The organism is Micromonospora sp. LOL_015, assembly GCF_048060275.1.
In the GTDB taxonomy this organism is placed as follows: domain Bacteria; phylum Actinomycetota; class Actinomycetes; order Mycobacteriales; family Micromonosporaceae; genus Micromonospora_E.
Genome location: NZ_JBHMIO010000010.1, coordinates 1 through 17,861, shown reverse-complemented (window position 1 = coordinate 17,861; position 17,861 = coordinate 1). Strand labels below are relative to the sequence as shown.

Genomic DNA, 17,861 nt, shown 5'->3' with positions numbered 1-17,861 from the left:
AGTGATCCGGCGGACGCGCCGCTGAGCTTCCGGCCCGGTGGGGCGAAAGACCCGGAGGCAGACCGCCGAAGTCTGGCTTACTGAGCGCCGGCCGGAACACGGCTGGCGTTCACCGATGGCTGCCCAGCTCGATCCGCCTCCAACGGATCGACGATCTCCCCCTGCGCGGTCAGTGTTCCCTGCGCTAGCCGGGTCACTCGGGGCGGCACCGGCGGCTCCAGGTCGGCCATGACGCGCAGGCCGGAGAGGACGTCATCGGGTCGTACCGACGGGGTGACCTGCCGGACGACTAGGTCGAGTATCGCACACGGCACCGAGCTGACCTCGGAAGGTAGGCCGCTGCCCGGACCGGCACCTGGTCCGTCGGTGTTGTCGGACCGGTCGACGACCAGAATCCGCACCACTGCGGCACGGGCGTCGAAGGTCCGTCGGCCCTGCTTGGTCAACCGCTCCACCAGCACCTCCTCGGCGGCGGCGAACGTCGCCACCGCCCGGCCGGCCGACTCCGGATCGACCTCGGGCAGCTCGATCCGCCACCGCGACGCGTCGATCCGGTCGGCCAGGCTGCCGCCGGTCGCCTCGACCGCCTCCAGCACGTCGAGACCGGACGACAGCGCGGCGTCGAGCGCCACCCGCAGCCGGTCGGGATCGACCTGCTGCTGCAGACCGATCTCCAAGTACTCGGCCTCGCTGGCGACACCGGTCGGGGCCGCGCTCGCGTAGGAGATCTTGGGGTGCGGGGTGAATCCCTGAGAGAAGGCGACCGGGACACCGCCCCGACGCAATGCCCGTTCAAACGCCCGGGCGAAGTCGCGGTGCGAGGTGAACCGCAGCGGGCCGCGCTTGGCGTACCGGATCCGGATCCGTTGCACGACCGGTGCCTGGCCGCCTGCCGGTTGTGGCTTCCTGCTGATCGTGATGCTCCTCGGAAGGGGTAGGGAACGTCGTCATCTTCACCCGGATGGGTGCGGCGCGCCAGTCAGCCCGCTGTCGGGGTCCGCAGGCCGGTGTTGACCGGCGTCAGCGGCAGCAGCTTCTGCCCAGTCGGACCGATCTGGATCTCAGTATCCATTGACGGACAGACACCGCAGTCGAAACAGGGCGTCCACCGGCAGTCATCCTGCTCGTACTCGCCCAACGCGTCCTGCCAGTCTTGCCAGAGCCAGTCCTTGTCCAGCCCGGAGTCCAGGTGATCCCAGGGCAGCACCTCGGTGGCGTCCCGGTCGCGGACCGTGAACCAGTCCAGGTCGATCCCGTACGCTGGCAGCGTGTCAGCGGCCGCGTCGACCCACCGCTGGTACGAGAAGTGCTCGCTCCAGCCGTCGAACCGGCCACCGGACTCCCAGACCCGGCGGATCACCGCGCCGACCCGCCGGTCACCGCGCGACAGCAGCCCTTCGATCAGCGACGGCTCACCATCGTGGTAGCGGTAGCCGATTGCCCGGCCAAGTGACCGGTCGGCGTTGATCGCCTGTTTGAGCAGCCGCAGCCGGTTGTCGATTACCTCCGGGCGCTGCATCGACGCCCACTGGAACGGGGTGTGCGGTTTGGGCACGAACCCACCGATCGACACGGTGCAACGGATGTCCTTGGAGCCGGTCGCCGCCCGGCCCGCCTTGATCACCTCGTGGGCGAGCCGGGCGATCTGCAACACGTCTTCGTCGGTCTCGGTGGGCAGCCCGCACATGAAGTAGAGCTTCACCTGACGCCAGCCGTTGGTGTACGCGGTCACCACCGTGCGGATCAGGTCCTCCTCCGAGACCATCTTGTTGATCACCCGGCGGATCCGTTCCGAGCCGCCCTCCGGGGCGAAGGTCAGCCCGGTACGCCGACCGTTGCGGGACAGCTCCTGCGCGAGCTCGATGTTGAACGCATCGACCCGTGTCGACGGCAACGACAGCGACACGTTGGTGCCCGCGTACTGCTCGGCCAGGCCGGAGCACATGTCGCCGATCTCCGAGTGGTCGGCCGAGGACAGCGACAACAGACCGACCTCGTGGAAACCGGAGTACTCCAGGCCGTCGGCGACCATCTGCCCGACCGTGGTGATGGACCGTTCCCGCACCGGACGGGTGATCATGCCAGCCTGGCAGAACCGGCAACCGCGCGTACAGCCGCGAAAGATCTCCACCGCGTAGCGTTCGTGGACCGTCTCGGCCAGCGGCACGATCGGCTTCTTCGGGTACGGCCAGGCGTCCAGGTCCATGGTGGTGCGCTTGTGCACCCGGAACGGCACATCCGCCCGGTTCGGCACCACCCGCTGAATCCGGCCGTCCGGCAGGTAGTCCACGTCGTAGAAGCGCGGCACGTAGATGCTCTCCGTACGGGCCAGCCGCAGCAGCAGCTCATCGCGCCCGCCCGGCGACCCTTCGGCCTTCCACTGCCGGACAATGCCGGTGATCTCCAGGACGGCCTCCTCGCCGTCGCCGAGCACCGCCGCGTCGATGAAGTCGGCGATCGGCTCCGGGTTGAACGCGGCGTGCCCACCGGCCAGCACCACCGGGTGTGAGTCGTCCCGGTCGGCGGCGGACAGCGGGATCCCGGCCAGGTCGATCGCGGTCAGCAGGTTCGTGTAGCCCAGCTCGGTGGCGAACGAGACACCGAAAACGTCGAAGTCGCCGACCGGCCGGTGCGCGTCGACGGTGAACTGCGGCACCCCGTGCGCCCGCATCAGCCGTTCCAGGTCCGGCCACACCGCGTAGGTCCGTTCGGCCAGCACATCGGGCTGCTCGTTGAGTACCTCGTACAGGATCTGCACGCCCTGGTTCGGCAGGCCGACCTCGTAGGCGTCCGGGTACATCAGCGCCCAACGCACCGCCGCGGCGTCCCAGTCCTTGACCACCGCGCCGAGCTCGCCGCCGACATACTGGATCGGCTTGCTGACCTGAGGCAGCAGCGGCTCCAACCGGGGCCAGACCGACCTGGCCGTCGGGCCACCCACGGTCGCCGTCGGGGCAGCGCCTGCCGGGACACCCATCAAACCTCCTCCAAACCGCATCGGACACCGGATCAACCACCCAGAGTACGCGGGCGGAGCGGGCGTGCTGGCCGCACGGTACTAACCTCGAACGGGTCCGAGAGGAGATGCATCTGCGATGCGGCAGCCGCAACCGGATGAAGGTCCGATCACGGACCAGCCGGCCGGGGCGGGCGGGTCCGACCCGGCCACGTCACCGGCCCCGTGGCGGGGCTCGGCAGCGGTGCCGCCACCGCGGCCGCGCCAGCGCTGGTGGCAGCGGGACGCCCCCCGGACGGAGCAACCACCACCCCGTGACCCCACCCTGCAGCTACCACCCGACGGGTTCGCCGAGGACGATCCGGCGACCCGCACCCCGGTCGACCCGTGGGCCGCCGCCGACCCCTGGCCGGCAGGTCAGTCGACCGGTCCACCCGACGAATGGCCCGGTGCCGGGGCGCCGACACCGGAACCGATGGCCTTCCCCCCGCCGGTGTCCCCACCCGCGCCCTCCTCGCCCCCGGACCCGCCGCCACCACCGGTCGCCGGCCCGCACCCACCACCACCGGTCGCCGGCCCGCACCCACCACCACCGGTCGCCGGCCCGCACCCACCGAACCCGAGCCGGCTCCCGGTGACCCGACCGCCAGTCACCGGGCCGCCGGCGCCGACCGGGAAGGCGGCCCGTCGGCAGCGCCGACAACAACGCCGACGACGCTGGCCCTGGAAGACGACGCTGTTCACCCTGCTCACCGTCGCCTGCTGCTGTGGCTGCCCGGCCTACTACGGCAAGCCACTGTGGGACCAGTACCCGGCGAACGCCGCGCTCCCCGGGCAGGTCGCCGACCTGCGACTCAGCGACGACGGTTCCAGCCAGGAGACGGTCACCCGGTTGGAAGGTGAGATGCGCACCGCCCATCTGCTGGCCGAGGACACCTTCGCCGGGGTCTACCGGGACGGCAACGGCAAGCTCGTGGTGCTGTACGGCATCACCGGCTTCCGGATGACGCCAGGCAGCGACCTGGACAGCGAGGTCGGCCGGATCAGCGACGCGTACCAGATGGATGCCGTCGAGACGTTCGAGACCGGCGCCCGGGGCACCCACCTGAGCTGTGGAACCGGCGTCTCCGACGGCGACGACGTGGTGGTCTGCGCCTGGGCCGACCACGGCAGCCTCGGCACCGCGCTGTTCACCCGCCGGTCGGTCGAGGAGAGCGCGACGTTGACCGGGCAACTACGCGCCCAGGTGATCAGCCGGGAGTGACCCGGGAGCGGCTCAGCCGGCGGCGTCGCCGTTGCCGCTGCCCGGCTGGCCGTCGCCGGTCCTGGCCCCACCGGCGGTACGCGGTGGCGCGTACCGGGGCACGTACTCCTGGCCGGTGAGCTGCTGAATCTCGCTCATCACCTCGTCGGTGATCCGGCGCATCTCGGAGCGGTCATCGCCGCGTCCGGTGAAGTCGAGCGGCTTGCCGAACCGGACCGTGACCGCGCCCCGGCTCAGCTTCGGCCAGAGCGACCCGATCGGCTGGACCTGCGCGGTGCCGACGAACCCGACCGGGACGACCGGCACCCCGGCGGCCAGCGCCAGCCGGGCCACCCCGGTCCGGCCCCGGTACAGCCGCCCGTCCGGCGATCGGGTGCCCTCCGGGAAGACGGCCACCTGCCGGCCGGCCCGCAGCAGCGGGATCGCGCCGTCGAAGGCGCTCAGCGCCGCCCGCCCGCCGCCGCGTTCCACCCGGATCGCGCCGAGCCCGGTCACCAGGCCCTTGGTCAGCAGCCCACGGAATCCGGTGCCGTCGAAGTACTCGGCCTTGGCCCAGAACGCCACGTGCCGGGGCAGCACCGCGCCGAGGAAGTACTCGTCGGCGACGGACAGGTGGTTCGCGGCCAGGATCACTCCGCCGGTGGTGGGGACGTTCTCCCGCCCTTCCACCTTGGGCCGCCAGCCCAGCAGCAACGCTGGTCCGACAGTGACTTTGCCGATCGAATACAGCGGCGGCACGGATCCTCCGGCGACGGGACAGGCATGGGTGGGTCGGACAGACACGGTAACGGACGGGATCCCGCCCGGACCGGTCAGACCCGCTGCACCCGCACCGACACCGGCTCACCGTCGCCCACCTCACCGGCGAATCCACCTGCCGGACCGACGGCCGACGCACCGGACGGAACGAACGTCACCTCGTCGGCGAGCACCTCACCGGCGACGAAGTCCTGGTACGCCCGTACCGCCGCTGCCACCTCGGCCCCGGCGACCACCGTGACCCGGACCCGGTCGGTGATCCGCAGATCCGCCTCCCGCCGGGCCTGCTGGATCACCCGGACCAGATCCCGGGCCAGCCCTTCGGCGGCCAGCTCCGGCGTGACGGTGGTGTCCAGCACCACCACCCCCTGCCCGGCCGGCAACGGTGCGGAATGCTCCGGGTCGGCGGCGACCAGCTTCAGCTCGTACTCCCCCTCGGCCAGCCGGACCCCGGCGGCGACCGGCGCGCCGTCGTCGCCCAGCGCCCAGTCACCGGACTTCACCGCCCGGATCACCGCCTGCACCTGGCCACCGACCCGGGGGCCGAGCACCCGCGGCACCACGGTCAGCACCTGCTGGCAGTGGTCGGCGACCGCGTCGGTGAACTCCACCGACTTGACGTTGACCTCGTCGGCGACCAGGTCGGCGAACGGCCGCAGTTGCGGCGCGGCGGCGCTGGCCACGGTCAGCCCTGGCAGCGGCAGCCGGACCCGCAGATTGCGGGCCTTGCGCAGCGACAGCCCGGCCGAGCAGACCTCGCGGACCGCGTCCATCGACGCGACCAGGTCGTGGTCGGCGGGGAACTCGCCGGCGGCCGGCCAGTCGGTCAGGTGCACCGACCGTTCACCGGTCAGCCCGCGCCAGATCTCCTCGCTGGTCAACGGCGCCAGTGGCGCCACCACCCGGGTGAGCGTCTCCAGCACCGTGTAGAGCGTGTCGAACGCGTCGGTGTCACCGGACCAGAACCGGTCCCGGGACCGGCGGACGTACCAGTTGGTCAACGCGTCGAGGTAGGTGCGCACACTGGCGCAGGCACCGGAGATGTCGTAGCCGTCCATCTGCCGGGTGGCCTCGTCGACCAGTTCACCGGTCTTGGCCAGCACGTACCGGTCGAGCAGGTGGGTGCTGTCGGTACGCCGGGTCGCGGTGTAGCCCTCCGCGTTGGCGTACAACGCGAAGAAGTACCAGACGTTCCACAGCGGCAACAGCACCTGCCGGACGGCGTCGCGGACGCCGCTCTCCACCACCGCCATGTCGCCGCCGCGCAGCACCGGCGAGGCCATCAGCATCCAGCGCATCGCGTCCGAGCCGTAGGTGTCGAACACCTCGTACACGTCCGGGTAGTTGCGCAGGCTCTTGCTCATCTTGCGCCCATCGGCGCCGAGCAGGATGCCGTGGCTGACGCAGTTGCGGAACGCCGGCCGGTCGAACAACGCGGTGGCCAGCACGTGCATGGTGTAGAACCAGCCCCGGGTCTGCCCGATGTACTCGACGATGAAGTCGCCCGGGTAGTGGTGCTCGAACCACTCCCGGTTCTCGAACGGGTAGTGCACCTGGGCGAACGGCATCGACCCGGACTCGAACCAGCAGTCGAGCACCTCCGGCACCCGGCGCATCGTGGACCGTCCGGTCGGGTCGTCCGGGTTGGGCCGGGTCAGCTCGTCGATACCGGGCCGGTGCAGGTCGGCCGGGCGTACGCCGAAGTCGCGTTCCAACTCGTCGAGCGAGCCGTAGACATCGACCCGCGGATAGGCCGGGTCGTCCGAGCGCCACACCGGGATCGGCGAGCCCCAGAACCGGTTCCGGCTGATCGACCAGTCCCGCGCTCCGGCCAGCCACTTGCCGAACGAGCCGTCCTTGACGTGCGTCGGCGTCCAGGAGATCTGCTGGTTCAGCTCCACCATCCGGTCCCGGAAGGTGGACACGGCCACGAACCACGACGACACCGCCTTGTAGACCAGCGGCGTGTCACAGCGCCAGCAGTGCGGGTACGAGTGGGTGTAGGTGTCGTGGCGCAGCAGCAGACCCCGGTCGCGCAGCTCACGGATGATCGGCTTGTTGGTGTCGAACACCTGCTCCCCCGCGTGCGGCGGGACCAGAGCAGTGAACCGGGTGTGGTCGTCCACGGTGACGATCGTCGGGATGCCGGCGGCGTTGCAGGTGTTCTGGTCGTCCTCACCGAACGCCGGGGCCAGGTGCACCACCCCGGTGCCGTCCTCGGTGGTGACGAAGTCGGCGCCGAGGACCTGGTAGGCGTTCGGGCCGGCCCGGTCGACCAGGTAGTCGAACAGCGGGGTGTAGCGGCGTCCGACCAGGTCGGCGCCGCGGACCGTGCCGACCCGCTCGAACCCGTCCAGTTCCTTGGCGTACGCCTCGAGGCGGGCCGCCCCGAGCAGGTACCGCTGCCCGTCGCGCCGCAGTACCGCGTACTCGATGTCCGGGCCGACGGCGAGGGCCAGGTTCGACGGCAGCGTCCACGGCGTGGTGGTCCACACCCCGATCCGTTCCGTCTCGCCACCGGGCTGCGCGGGCGCCAGCTCGAACCAGACGGTGACGGTCGGGTCCTGCCGGTCCCGGTAGACGTCGTCCATCCGGGTTTCGGTGTTGCTCAGCGGCGTTTCGCACCGCCAGCAGTAGGCCAGCACCCGGAAGCCCTCGTAGACCAGCCCCTTGTCGTACAGGGCCTTGAAGGCCCACATGACGCTCTCCATGTAGTCCAGGTCGAGCGTCTTGTAGTCGTTGACGAAGTCGACCCACCGGGCCTGCCGGGTGACGTAGCGCTCCCAGTCCTGGGTGTAGGTCAGCACCGAGCTGCGGCAGACATCGTTGAAGCGTTCCATGCCCAGCTCAACGATCTCCGCCTTGGTGGAGATGCCGAGCTGACGTTCGGCTTCGACCTCGGCGGGCAGCCCGTGGCAGTCCCAGCCGAAGCGGCGCTCGACCCGCCGGCCGCGCATCGTCTGGTAGCGCGGTACCACGTCCTTGACGTAGCCGGTGAACAGGTGGCCGTAGTGCGGCAGGCCGTTGGCGAACGGCGGGCCGTCGTAGAAGACGTACTCGTTGGCGCCGTCCGGACCCGGGTCGCGCTGGTCGACGCTGGCTTCGAAGGTCTTGTCCGCGGTCCAGTAGTCCAGGACGCGGCGCTCCACCTCGGGCAGGTCCGGACTGGCCGGCACGCCGGTGGCGGCGGGGTCGGTCATCGGGTACGCCATGGTGGTGCCCTCTCCTCGCACAGCTCACTGTCTCGTGGTCTGCGAGGACGAACCCGCCGGGCGGTCGCCGGCTGCTGCCGGACGTCGCCACGGTGGGCCGCGGTACCACCTCGCTTGGCGGTCGCCGAGGTGCGCGACCGCCCGCTCGTCGGCCGGCTGTGACGGGCCGGACCCGTCCGGTTCTACTGGGGCCGCCACTGCCTGGCAGTGGTGGCCGGTTCTTCCGGAGGCTCACCGGTGATGGCCGGGTCGTCGCCTTTGGGTTACCTTCGGTTCCGAGCGTATCCCACCCGTCGAGCCGGTTTCCGTCCGCCCGCCACTTCCGGGATCAGCGGGCGGACGGGGCCGGCAGGGTGGTCGACCAGAGCGAACGTCCGTCCCGGTCGCGCAGATGCACGGTGAACGCCCGGGACCCGCCGTCGACGAACACCTCGCCGTAGTGCTGGAAGCCCTCGGCCGGTGAGGTGTTGGCCCGCAGCGGGGCGTTGACGAACACCGCTTCCGGGCCGAACGTACCGTCGAGGGTGTTCGGGCCGAACGCCCCGGCGTGCGCCGGGCCGGAGACGAACTCCCAGAACGGGGTGAAGTCGGCCACCGCCGCCCGTGCCGGATCGTAGTGATGGGCGGCGGTGTAGTGCACGTCGGCGGTGAGGAAGACAATACCGGTGACGCCGGACCGGTGCGCCGCGTCGAGAATCTCGGCGAACTCCAGCTCCCGCCCGGCCGGCGCGCCACCGTCGCCCTGGGCGACCCCTTCCTGGGCCCCGCCACCGTCCGGCACGATCAGGCCGATCGGCAGGTCGCTGGCGATCACCTTCCAGGTGGCCGTCGACCGGGTCAGCTCGCGGATCAGCCACTGCCGTTGCTGGGTGCCGAGCAGGCCACGATGCGGGTCGGCGTACGTGTTGCCGTCGTTGGGGTCCTTGTAGGTGCGCATGTCGAGGACGAACACGTCCAGCAGCGGCCCGTAGCGGACCACCCGGTACAGCGGTCCGTCGTCCGGGGTCGGCAGCCACTCGTGAAACGCCTGCCAAGACCGCGCTGCCAGCACGTCGACCCGGGTCTCGGTGTAACGCGGGTCGGTAAGGATCTCGCCGGGATACCAGTTGTTGGTTACCTCGTGGTCGTCCCACTGGTTGAGTTGCGGCACCTCGGCGGCGAACGCCCGCAGGTGCGCGTCGAGCAGGTTGTAGGCGAACTGACCACGGAACTCGGGGAGCGTCTCGGCGACCTTGGACTTCTCCGGGGTCACCAGGTTGCGCCACACCCGCCCGTCCGGCAGCGTCACCGTCTCAGCGAGCGGGTTGTCGGCGTACACCGTGTCGCCGCTGCACAGGAAGAAGTCCGGCCGGCCACGCCGCATCGCCTCGAAGATCCGCATCCCGCCGAAGTCGTCGCTGATCCCCCATCCCTGACCGGCGATGTCCCCGGTCCAGACGAATCGCACGTCGTCGACCCGCCCGCCGGTTCCGCCGACCGGCCGGCCTCGGTGTCCGTGGTGGCCACCGGCGCGGGGTGCGGTGCGCAGCGAACCGGTCAACGGTTCACTGACCAGGCCGGGACGGTGCAGGCTCTCCACCCGCACCCGGTAGTGCAGCCGCTCGCCGGCGGGCAGGCCACGCAGCCGCACCTTGCCGGTGAAGTCGCCCCGGTCGTCGAGCACCGGGCCGCGTACCCGTCGGGCGTCGCGCAGGTCGGGCCGGCGGCCGACCTCGACGATCAGCCGGCCGACCCGGTCGGCGCGGGTCCAGACGACGGCCTCGCCGGGGCCGACCACGCCGCTCTGCACTCCGTGGGTGAGCACCGGCCGGCCGGTGGGGTGCCAGGCTGGTGCCGCGGGCCGGCCGGACGCGAGGTCCGCGCCAGCGGCCGCACCGGCTCCACCGAGCAGCGCGCCGCCGGCGAGCCCGGCACCGCCGGCCAGTCCGGCCCGCAGCAGGGTACGGCGGTCGAACGGGTTCATCGAAATCCTCCTGGGAAGTACGGCGTTCCCAAGAGGTCTATCGATGGAATGTGGCGAGATCCACCGGATCAGGTGACCAGCACACGAACCGGCCGATAACCCGCGGCTGATCGACCGGGATCAGCCCAGGTCGGGGAACCAGAGCTTGATCTCGCGGGCCGCGCTCTCCGGGGAGTCCGAGGCGTGCACCAAATTCTCCCGGTTGGACAGCGCCAGGTCACCGCGAATGGTGCCGGCTGCCGCCTTGCGCCCGTCGGTGGTGCCGATCAGCGCACGCACCACCTCGATCGCCTGGTCACCGGCGAGCACCAGGGCGACCAGCGGCCCGCTGGTCATAAACTCCTTCAGCGGCGGGTAGAACGGCTTGTCCACATGGTCGGCGTAGTGCGCGCCGGCCAGCTCCTCGTCCATCCGGCGCGACTGCAGGGTGACCAGGTGCAGTCCTTTACGCTCGAACCGGCCGAGGATCTCGCCGACCAAGCCGCGCCGGACCGCGTCCGGCTTGATCAACACGAGGGTACGTTCGACATCGGTGGGGCTGGACACGCTGGCTCCTTATCGACGGACCGGCACCGCTCCCCTGCGGAGCGATCCGGTACGGACTGGCGCTGCCAGCCTAGTGGGTGCACGCCGCCCCGCGCGTCATGATGGAGGGCCAGGGGACGGACGAGGACCGGCGGCTACCGACGCCACCGGTCGCGGCTCTTCCATCCTCGCCGGGCCCGGCCTAGCCTGGCCTTGACGCAGGGAGGTCTACTGTGGCGAACGGCCATCGATCGGTTTCCACCGCCCGCAAGCTCATCGCGACGGTGCTGGGCACTTTCGCCACGTTCATCATCCTCTTCGGCGCCGGCATGACCAGCTGGGCGATCGCCGCGCTGGGCGTGGCGCTGCTGGTGCTCGCGGTCAGCCTGGTGCTGATCACCGCGTTTCCCGGCGCTGAGCGCGCCTGGGTGGCCGGCATCGCTCACGTCCGCAGCGTTTCCGAGCCACCGGCCTCCTCCACCTACGGCCGCTGCGAACTGCAGATTCTGGTGGACGCGCCGGGCGTACCGCCCCGGTCGGTCAAGGTCCGCGACCCCCGGGTGCCGGTGGCGAAGTGGCCCGACCCTGGCGCCACGCTGCCGATCATGGTCGCCATCGACGACCAACGCCACGTACGGATCATCTGGGACGACGTGCTGACCCACGCCGAAGCCGCCGCAGAGCGGGCCGACCTGCCGCCGGAGTTCGACGAGCCCGACTTCAGCACTCTCGACGACGACCTGCTCGACGTGGATGAGGAGCCGCCGTGGGCGCGGCGACGCTCCGACGGCCTGTTCCTCGACCCGGACACCGCCCAGACCGCCGATCTCGGCGCGGGGCTGCGCGACGATCCGGCCGAGCCTGCCGGTCCGGCCGTCGACCCGCGTCAGCGTCGACGCGACCCGGCGGAAAATCCCCGGCCGGACTTCACCACCCCGGGGTTCGACCCCGACATCGAACAGTCCGAGCCGGCGGTTCCGGGCCGGGTCGACGCCCCCGGCAAGGTCGACGACCCCGTCGTGATGAGCCAGTCACCGGGGGGCCACAAGGTGGTGGACGGCACCGTGGTGGACCCGCAGCCGGTGCCGCTGCCGCGCAGTGCCCGGCCACGGCCGTACTCCCCACCCGCCGAGTCGGAGGCCGGCACGGTCGCCGCCGGAGCGGACCGGGGCCGGGCCGCCGCCGAGGCCCGCGCCGAGTCGCCGACCGTCACCGGGACGGCGCTGGCCGACCAGCCCGACCAGGACGCAGACGACCCCGACCGCGGGTCGGTGACCGACCCGGACGGCCCGCTCGCCGACCTGGCCGCCGCCGGCCCGGTGACCGGCCCCAACACCCTGGCCGGCGAACCGGGCGACGACCACGGGCCGATCCACGGCGTCGGACTGACCCTGCTCGTCGCGGACCTCGACCGGTCGGTCGGGTTCTACCGCGACATGCTCGGCTTCTTCGAGATCGACGGCGGGGACGGCAACGCGGTGCTCGCCTCCGGGCAGACCCGCCTGGTGCTGCGGTCGGTGCCCGAGGTCGCCCCGGTCAACCGTCGGCTCATGCACCTCAACCTCGAAGTCGACGGCCTGCAACGGATGCACGACGAACTCAAGGCCAAAGGGGTGCGGTTCACCTACGCGCCCCGGGCGGTCAACCGTGGTGCCCGGCTGGAGCTGTGGGCGGCTGCTTTCCGCGACCCGGACGGCCACGGTATCGCCATCATCGAGTGGCGTGACCGTGACCAGCCGACGTCCGACACCGACGCACCGCAGTGACCCCGGCGCCAGTTGTGGTCAGCTGAGAATGACCCGCCGGACGTGCCACACGTACGCCCAGACGACGCCGAACAGCACCCCCACCACCAGCAGTGACCAGTGCAGCAGGCCGGCGAGCAGGACCAGCCCTTGCAGCACCGTGCCGGCGTACCAGGCCCAGCCGCGCCGCAACAGGCCGGCGAGCAGCACTGCGCCGACGGCGAGGACGGCGCTGGCCACCATCGCCGCCGGGCCGGAACCGTCGCCCAGCATCCGGATCGGCTGGATCGCGAGCACCAGCACCAACGCTTCCAGGCCGAGGGTCGCCGCGCCGAGCCCGCGCACGGCGGCCGGCGGGTTGCGCAACCCGGACCGACGCGGCGGCGGTCCGGCCGGGTCGTCGGTCGTCGGGTCGCCGGTCACCGGGTCAGCAGCCGGCGTGCGTCGGCCACCGTCACCACCGATCCGGTGATCAGGACCCCCACCCCGCTGAGCTCCCCGTCGAGGTCAGCCTCGGCCAGCTCCACCGCCGCCTCGATCGCGTCCGGCATCTGCTGGGTCACCCGTACCCGGTCCACGCCGAACGCCTCGACCGCGAGACCGGCCAACTGACCGACCGGCATCGCCCGCGGCGACGTGCTGCCGGTCACCACCAGTGCGTCCGCCACCGGCTCCAGCAGATCCAGCAGCGCCTCGGCGTCCTTGTCGGCCAGCACGGCGAGTACCACCACGAGCCGCCGGAACGCGAACTCCTCCTGCACCGCAGTGACCGTGGCCGCCATTCCGTGCGGGTTGTGGGCGCCGTCGAGCAGGATCGTCGGCGCGCTGCGTACCCGCTCCAGCCGGCCCGGTGACGTCACCCCGGCGAAGCCCTGCCGGACCGGCTCAGCGTCCAACGTCCGACCCGGTCCGGCACCGAGGAACGCCTCCACCGCTGCCAGCGCCAACGCCGCGTTCTGCGCCTGATGCGCCCCGTGCAGCGGCAGGAACACCTCGTCGTAGCGGCCGCCGAGCCCCTGCAACGTGAGCATCTGCCCGCCGACCGCGACCGCGCGGTGGACCACACCGAACTCGCCGCCCTCCCGAGCGATGGTGGCCCCCACCTCGGCGCACCGGTCCAGGATCGGCCCGGCCGCCTCCTCCGGCTGCACCGCGGTGACCACCGTCGACCCGGCGTGCACGATGCCGGCCTTGGCCCAGGCGATGTCGGTGAGGGTGTCGCCCAGCCACTCGGTGTGATCCAGACCAATCGGAGTGATCACGCAGACACCGGCGGACAACACGTTGGTGGCGTCCTCGGCGCCACCCAGCCCGACCTCCACCACCGCCACGTCGACCGGGGCGTCGGCGAACGTCGCGAACGCCAACGCGGTCGTCATGTCGAAGTACGTCAACGGCTCCGCCGCCTGCTTGTCGACCAGCTCGGCCAACGGCGCGACCTCCCGGTACACGGCGGCGAACCGCTCCTCGCTGACCGGTTCACCGTCCAGGCTGGTCCGCTCCCGCACCGTCTCCAGATGCGGGCTGGTGTAGCGGCCGGTGTGCAGCCCGAAGGCCCGCAGCAGCGAGTCGATCATCCGCGCGGTCGAGGTTTTGCCGTTGGTCCCGGTCAAGTGAATCGACGGGTACGCCCGCTGCGGGCTGCCCAGCAGGTCCAGCAGCTGGCCGATCCGGTCCAGGTCAAACACCATCCGGGTGAAGCCCCGGTCGGCGAGCTCCTGCTCGACCCGCGCAAACTCGCCACCCGGCCGCTGCTTCGCGCCGCCGGTGGCTCCGGGTCGCCGTACCGTCACGACTGCCCACCGTCAGCAGCCGGCAGCGCGGCGAGCGCTCCGGCGATGCGGGCCAGCTCCGCCTCGGCCACTGCCAACCGAGTACGGATCTTGTCCACCACCAGGGGCGGTGCCTTGTCGACGAACGCGCTGTTGCCCAGCTTGGCCCGGCACTGCTCGGCTTCCCGCTCGGCCGCCGCCCGGTCCTTGGTCAACCGGGCGCGTTCAGCCGCCACGTCGATCGAACCGCGGGTGTCGAACTCGACACCGACCTGTGCGGTCACGGCAAGCTTCGCGGTAGCCGAGAACTCAACGGCCGGCTCGTCCAGCCGGGTCAGCGACCGGATCAGCGGCTCGTGCCCGCCGACGCCTGCATCGGCCAGACCGGTCAGCCGGGCGCTGACCCGTTGGGTCGGCCGCAGCCCCTGGTCCGACCGGAACCGGCGGACCTCGGTGACCACCCGCTGCACCACGGCCAGCTCCGCCTCCGCCGCCGGATCGTGCCACGCTGGATCGGCGACCGGCCAGGAAGCCACCATCAGGCTGCCGGCCGCCGGCTGGCCCGACCCGGCCAGCGCCGACCACAACTCGTCGGTGACGAACGGAGTAACCGGGTGGAGCAGCCGCAGCAGCTGGTCGAGCACGTGGCCGAGCACCCGGCGGGTCCGGTCGGCGGCCTCCCCGCCAGCGCCCAGCACCGGCTTGCTCAGCTCCAGATACCAGTCGCAGACGTCGTCCCAGGCGAAGTGGTAGAGCGTGTCACACGCCTTGGCCAGCTCGAACGCCTCGAACTGCTGGTCGACCTGGGCCGTCACCTCCTGCAGCCGCGACATGATCCACCGGTCGGTCATGCCCAGATCCGCCGGGTCGGGCAGGTCACCGGTCAGGTGCGCGCCGTTGAGCAGCGCGAACCGGGTCGCGTTCCACAGTTTGTTGCAGAAGTTGCGCGAGCCCTGGCACCACTCCTCGCTGACCGGCACGTCGGCACCCGGGTTGGCACCGCGGACCAGGGTGAAGCGGGTCGCGTCGGCACCGAACCGGTCGATCCAGTCCAACGGGTCGACGACGTTGCCGAACGACTTCGACATCTTCTTGCCGAACTGGTCGCGGACCATGCCGTGCAGGGCCACCACGTCGAACGGCGGCCGGCCGTCCATCGCGTACAGCCCGAACATCATCATCCGGGCCACCCAGAAGAACAGGATGTCGTAACCGGTCACCAACACGCTGGTCGGGTAGAAGGTCCGCAGGTCGTCGGTCTGGTCCGGCCAGCCGAGCGTGGAGAACGGCCACAGCGCGCTGGAGAACCAGGTGTCGAGGACGTCCTCGTCCTGCCGCCAGCCGGCACCGGCCGGCGGCTGCTCGTCGGGGCCGACGCAGACGACCTCGCCGGCCGGGCCGTACCAGACCGGAATTCGGTGCCCCCACCACAGCTGCCGGGAGATGCACCAGTCGTGCATGTTGTCGACCCAGGCGAAGTAGCGTGCGGCCAGCTCTGGCGGCTCAACCCGGGTCCGACCGTCACGCACCGCGTCCCCGGCGGCCTTCGCCAACGGGCCGGTCCGGACGAACCACTGCAACGACAGCCGCGGTTCGACCGTGGTCCGGCACCGCGAACAGTGACCGACCGCGTGCACGTACGGCCGCTTCTCGGCCACCACCCGACCTTCGGCCCGCAACGCCGCGACGATCGCCGGCCGCGCCTCGAACCGGTCGAGTCCTTCGAACGGTCCGGCGGCCGTGACTACCGCCCGCTCGTCGAGGATGGTCAGACTCGGCAGCCCGTGCCGTTGGCCGATCTCGAAGTCGTTGGGGTCGTGCGCCGGGGTCACCTTCACCGCGCCCGTGCCGAACGTCGGATCGACGTGCGCGTCCGCGACGATCGGGATCCGCCGACCGGTCAACGGCAGCTCGACCTCGGTGCCGACGAGATGCCGGTAGCGGTCGTCGTCCGGGTGCACCGCGACTGCGGTGTCGCCCAGCATCGTCTCGACCCGGGTGGTGGCCACCACGATTGACGCGTCGCCCTCGCCGTACCGGATGGAGACCAGCTCGCCGTCGTCGTCGCTGTGTTCCACCTCGATGTCGGACAGGGCGGTCCGGCACCGCGGGCACCAGTTGATGATGCGCTCGGCGCGATAGATCAGCTCGTCGTCGTAGAGACGCTTGAAGATGGTCTGCACCGCCCGGGACAGGCCCTCGTCCATCGTGAAACGTTCCCGGTCCCAGTCGACCGAGTCACCGAGACGGCGCATCTGCCCGAGGATGGTGCCGCCCGACTCCGTTTTCCACTGCCAGACCCGGTCGATGAACTGTTCCCGGCCAAGGTCGTGCCGGGACAGCCCTTCGGCGGCGAGTTGTCGCTCCACGACGTTCTGGGTGGCGATCCCGGCATGGTCCATGCCGGGCAACCAGAGCGCCTCGAAGCCCTGCATCCGCTTGCGTCGGATCAGCGTGTCCTGGATCGAGTGGTCGAGTGCGTGCCCGACGTGCAGCGACCCCGTGACGTTCGGGGGCGGCACCACGATGGTGAAGGGCGGCTTCCCGGTGCCCGCGTCGGCCCGGAAGTAACCTTCGGCTACCCACCACTCGTACCGCCGCTGTTCGACCTCACCCGGAGCGTACTGGGCCGGCAACATAGGGGCTGCGTCGTGTTGGGGTTGCGGAGTCTCGGTCACCCATCGAGTTTACGGAGCCCCCGCACCCGAATTCACGCAGGCCCGACCGCGGCAGGCCAGCTGTCTCGGGCCGCTTTGACGGGGCCGACGGGCGGCACCCACCGCTCGGCGGACTCGGTGACGTACGGTGTCGGGCATGGTCGACGACATATTCGGCGGACGACGGTCGGCTCACCAGGAACCGGTCGACGTTACCCCGGAGGCCCAGCCGACGCCGGGCGACGGAGAGAGCCGCGGCCGAGGTGCCCGGGTCGGGCGCGGCCGGCGCGTCGTCGTCATCGGCTCACTTGCCACGATCGGTGTGCTGGGCGTCGGTCTGCTCGGTTCGACCGGCTTGCGCATCGTCGCGCAGAAGGATGCCAGCCTGAGCGCCCCGGACAAGGCGGCCGGGCTGGTCCGCGACGACGGAGAACAGGCCAGGAGTACGGCCGACTACCTGCACAGCGCCTTCGCCGCCGGAATCGACCTGGACCACAGCACGGCTGCCGTCTACCGGGACCCGTCGGCGGCGGACCGCAGCGTTCTGGTCTTCGGTGGCACCGCTCTGCTCTGGTCACCCGAGCACGACCTGGACGCGCTGCTGAAGATCGTCGGTGACGAGGAGGGTTCGGTGACCGGCGTTTACCAGGTGCCGCCCGGGACGTACGGCGGCGTGATGAAGTGCGGCAGCACGCCTACCGGTGACCAGGAGATGCCGGTATGCGGTTGGGCGGACCACGGGAGCATCGCGGTGGCGCTGTTCCCGGGGCGTACCGTCGGCGAGTCGGCCGCGCTGCTCGCGGACCTGCGGATGGACCTTCAGCAGCGGGACTGACGTCCGGTCGACGGTGTACTGCACGGTCGGCACGGGGTCGTTGCACAGGGCGGTCTTCCGAGGGATTTCCCCTGGAAAACACTTGTGGGCCACCCGTACGGGTGGCCCACAAGTAAAGATGTCCGGCGGTGACCTACTCTCCCACACCCTCACGAGTGCAGTACCATCGGCGC

General features: G+C 71.0%; 12 protein-coding genes. 3 read left to right on the top strand and 9 right to left on the bottom strand.

Going from position 1 to position 17,861, the window contains the following annotated elements:
* Positions 1-77: 77 nt before the first annotated feature.
* Both ACFHWU_RS11435 and ACFHWU_RS11430 read right to left on the bottom strand, forming a co-directional pair.
* The gene (locus ACFHWU_RS11435) at positions 78-833 is read right to left on the bottom strand and encodes a TIGR03936 family radical SAM-associated protein (protein WP_416554559.1); all 756 of its coding nucleotides are present in this window, start codon (positions 831-833) and stop codon (positions 78-80) included.
* A 146-nt stretch (positions 834-979) separates the two neighbouring features.
* Entirely contained in the window at positions 980-2,977 is a 1,998-nt protein-coding gene (locus ACFHWU_RS11430) for a TIGR03960 family B12-binding radical SAM protein (RefSeq protein WP_416590539.1), read from the bottom strand.
* Between the two features lie 118 nt (positions 2,978-3,095).
* Between ACFHWU_RS11430 and ACFHWU_RS11425 the strand changes: the two genes are divergently transcribed.
* Positions 3,096-4,220, top strand: coding sequence for a hypothetical protein (locus ACFHWU_RS11425; protein ID WP_416590538.1), 1,125 nt, complete (start codon positions 3,096-3,098; stop codon positions 4,218-4,220).
* Between the two features lie 12 nt (positions 4,221-4,232).
* Here the strand turns inward: ACFHWU_RS11425 and ACFHWU_RS11420 are convergent, their stop codons facing one another.
* The 4 genes from ACFHWU_RS11420 to ndk form a co-directional block, all read right to left on the bottom strand.
* Positions 4,233-4,958, bottom strand: coding sequence for a lysophospholipid acyltransferase family protein (locus ACFHWU_RS11420; RefSeq protein ID WP_416554331.1), 726 nt, complete (start codon positions 4,956-4,958; stop codon positions 4,233-4,235).
* A 74-nt stretch (positions 4,959-5,032) separates the two neighbouring features.
* Positions 5,033-8,191, bottom strand: coding sequence for an isoleucine--tRNA ligase (gene ileS, locus ACFHWU_RS11415; protein WP_416554329.1), 3,159 nt, complete (start codon positions 8,189-8,191; stop codon positions 5,033-5,035).
* 328 nt (positions 8,192-8,519) lie between these two features.
* On the bottom strand, positions 8,520-10,154 hold the full coding sequence (locus ACFHWU_RS11410; protein ID WP_416590537.1) for an alkaline phosphatase D family protein: 1,635 nt from the start codon (positions 10,152-10,154) through the stop codon (positions 8,520-8,522).
* Positions 10,155-10,274: 120 nt separating this feature from the next.
* Positions 10,275-10,700 (bottom strand): nucleoside-diphosphate kinase, encoded by a 426-nt coding sequence (gene ndk / locus ACFHWU_RS11405; protein WP_278170707.1) that lies wholly within the window; start codon positions 10,698-10,700, stop codon positions 10,275-10,277.
* Between the two features lie 212 nt (positions 10,701-10,912).
* Here ndk and ACFHWU_RS11400 point away from each other — a divergent pair, with 212 nt between their 5' ends.
* Positions 10,913-12,445 carry a VOC family protein gene (locus ACFHWU_RS11400; RefSeq protein ID WP_416590536.1) on the top strand — a complete coding sequence of 511 codons (1,533 nt, stop codon included), beginning with the start codon at positions 10,913-10,915 and terminating at the stop codon, positions 12,443-12,445.
* 18 nt (positions 12,446-12,463) lie between these two features.
* On the opposite strand, the gene ACFHWU_RS11395 is transcribed toward ACFHWU_RS11400, so the two are convergent.
* From ACFHWU_RS11395 to ACFHWU_RS11385, 3 genes are all read right to left on the bottom strand, one after another.
* Positions 12,464-12,847, bottom strand: coding sequence for a DUF4233 domain-containing protein (locus ACFHWU_RS11395; RefSeq protein WP_416554323.1), 384 nt, complete (start codon positions 12,845-12,847; stop codon positions 12,464-12,466).
* Entirely contained in the window at positions 12,844-14,115 is a 1,272-nt protein-coding gene (locus tag ACFHWU_RS11390) for a bifunctional folylpolyglutamate synthase/dihydrofolate synthase (protein WP_416554557.1), read from the bottom strand. Before ACFHWU_RS11390 ends, ACFHWU_RS11395 begins: the two co-directional genes overlap by 4 nt.
* Before the next feature lie 98 nt (positions 14,116-14,213).
* Entirely contained in the window at positions 14,214-16,835 is a 2,622-nt protein-coding gene (locus ACFHWU_RS11385) for a valine--tRNA ligase (RefSeq protein WP_416554555.1), read from the bottom strand.
* A 175-nt stretch (positions 16,836-17,010) separates the two neighbouring features.
* Here ACFHWU_RS11385 and ACFHWU_RS11380 point away from each other — a divergent pair, with 175 nt between their 5' ends.
* Positions 17,011-17,688, top strand: a complete 678-nt coding sequence (locus ACFHWU_RS11380; protein WP_416590535.1) for a hypothetical protein — start codon at positions 17,011-17,013, stop codon at positions 17,686-17,688.
* Positions 17,689-17,861 lie beyond the last annotated feature (173 nt).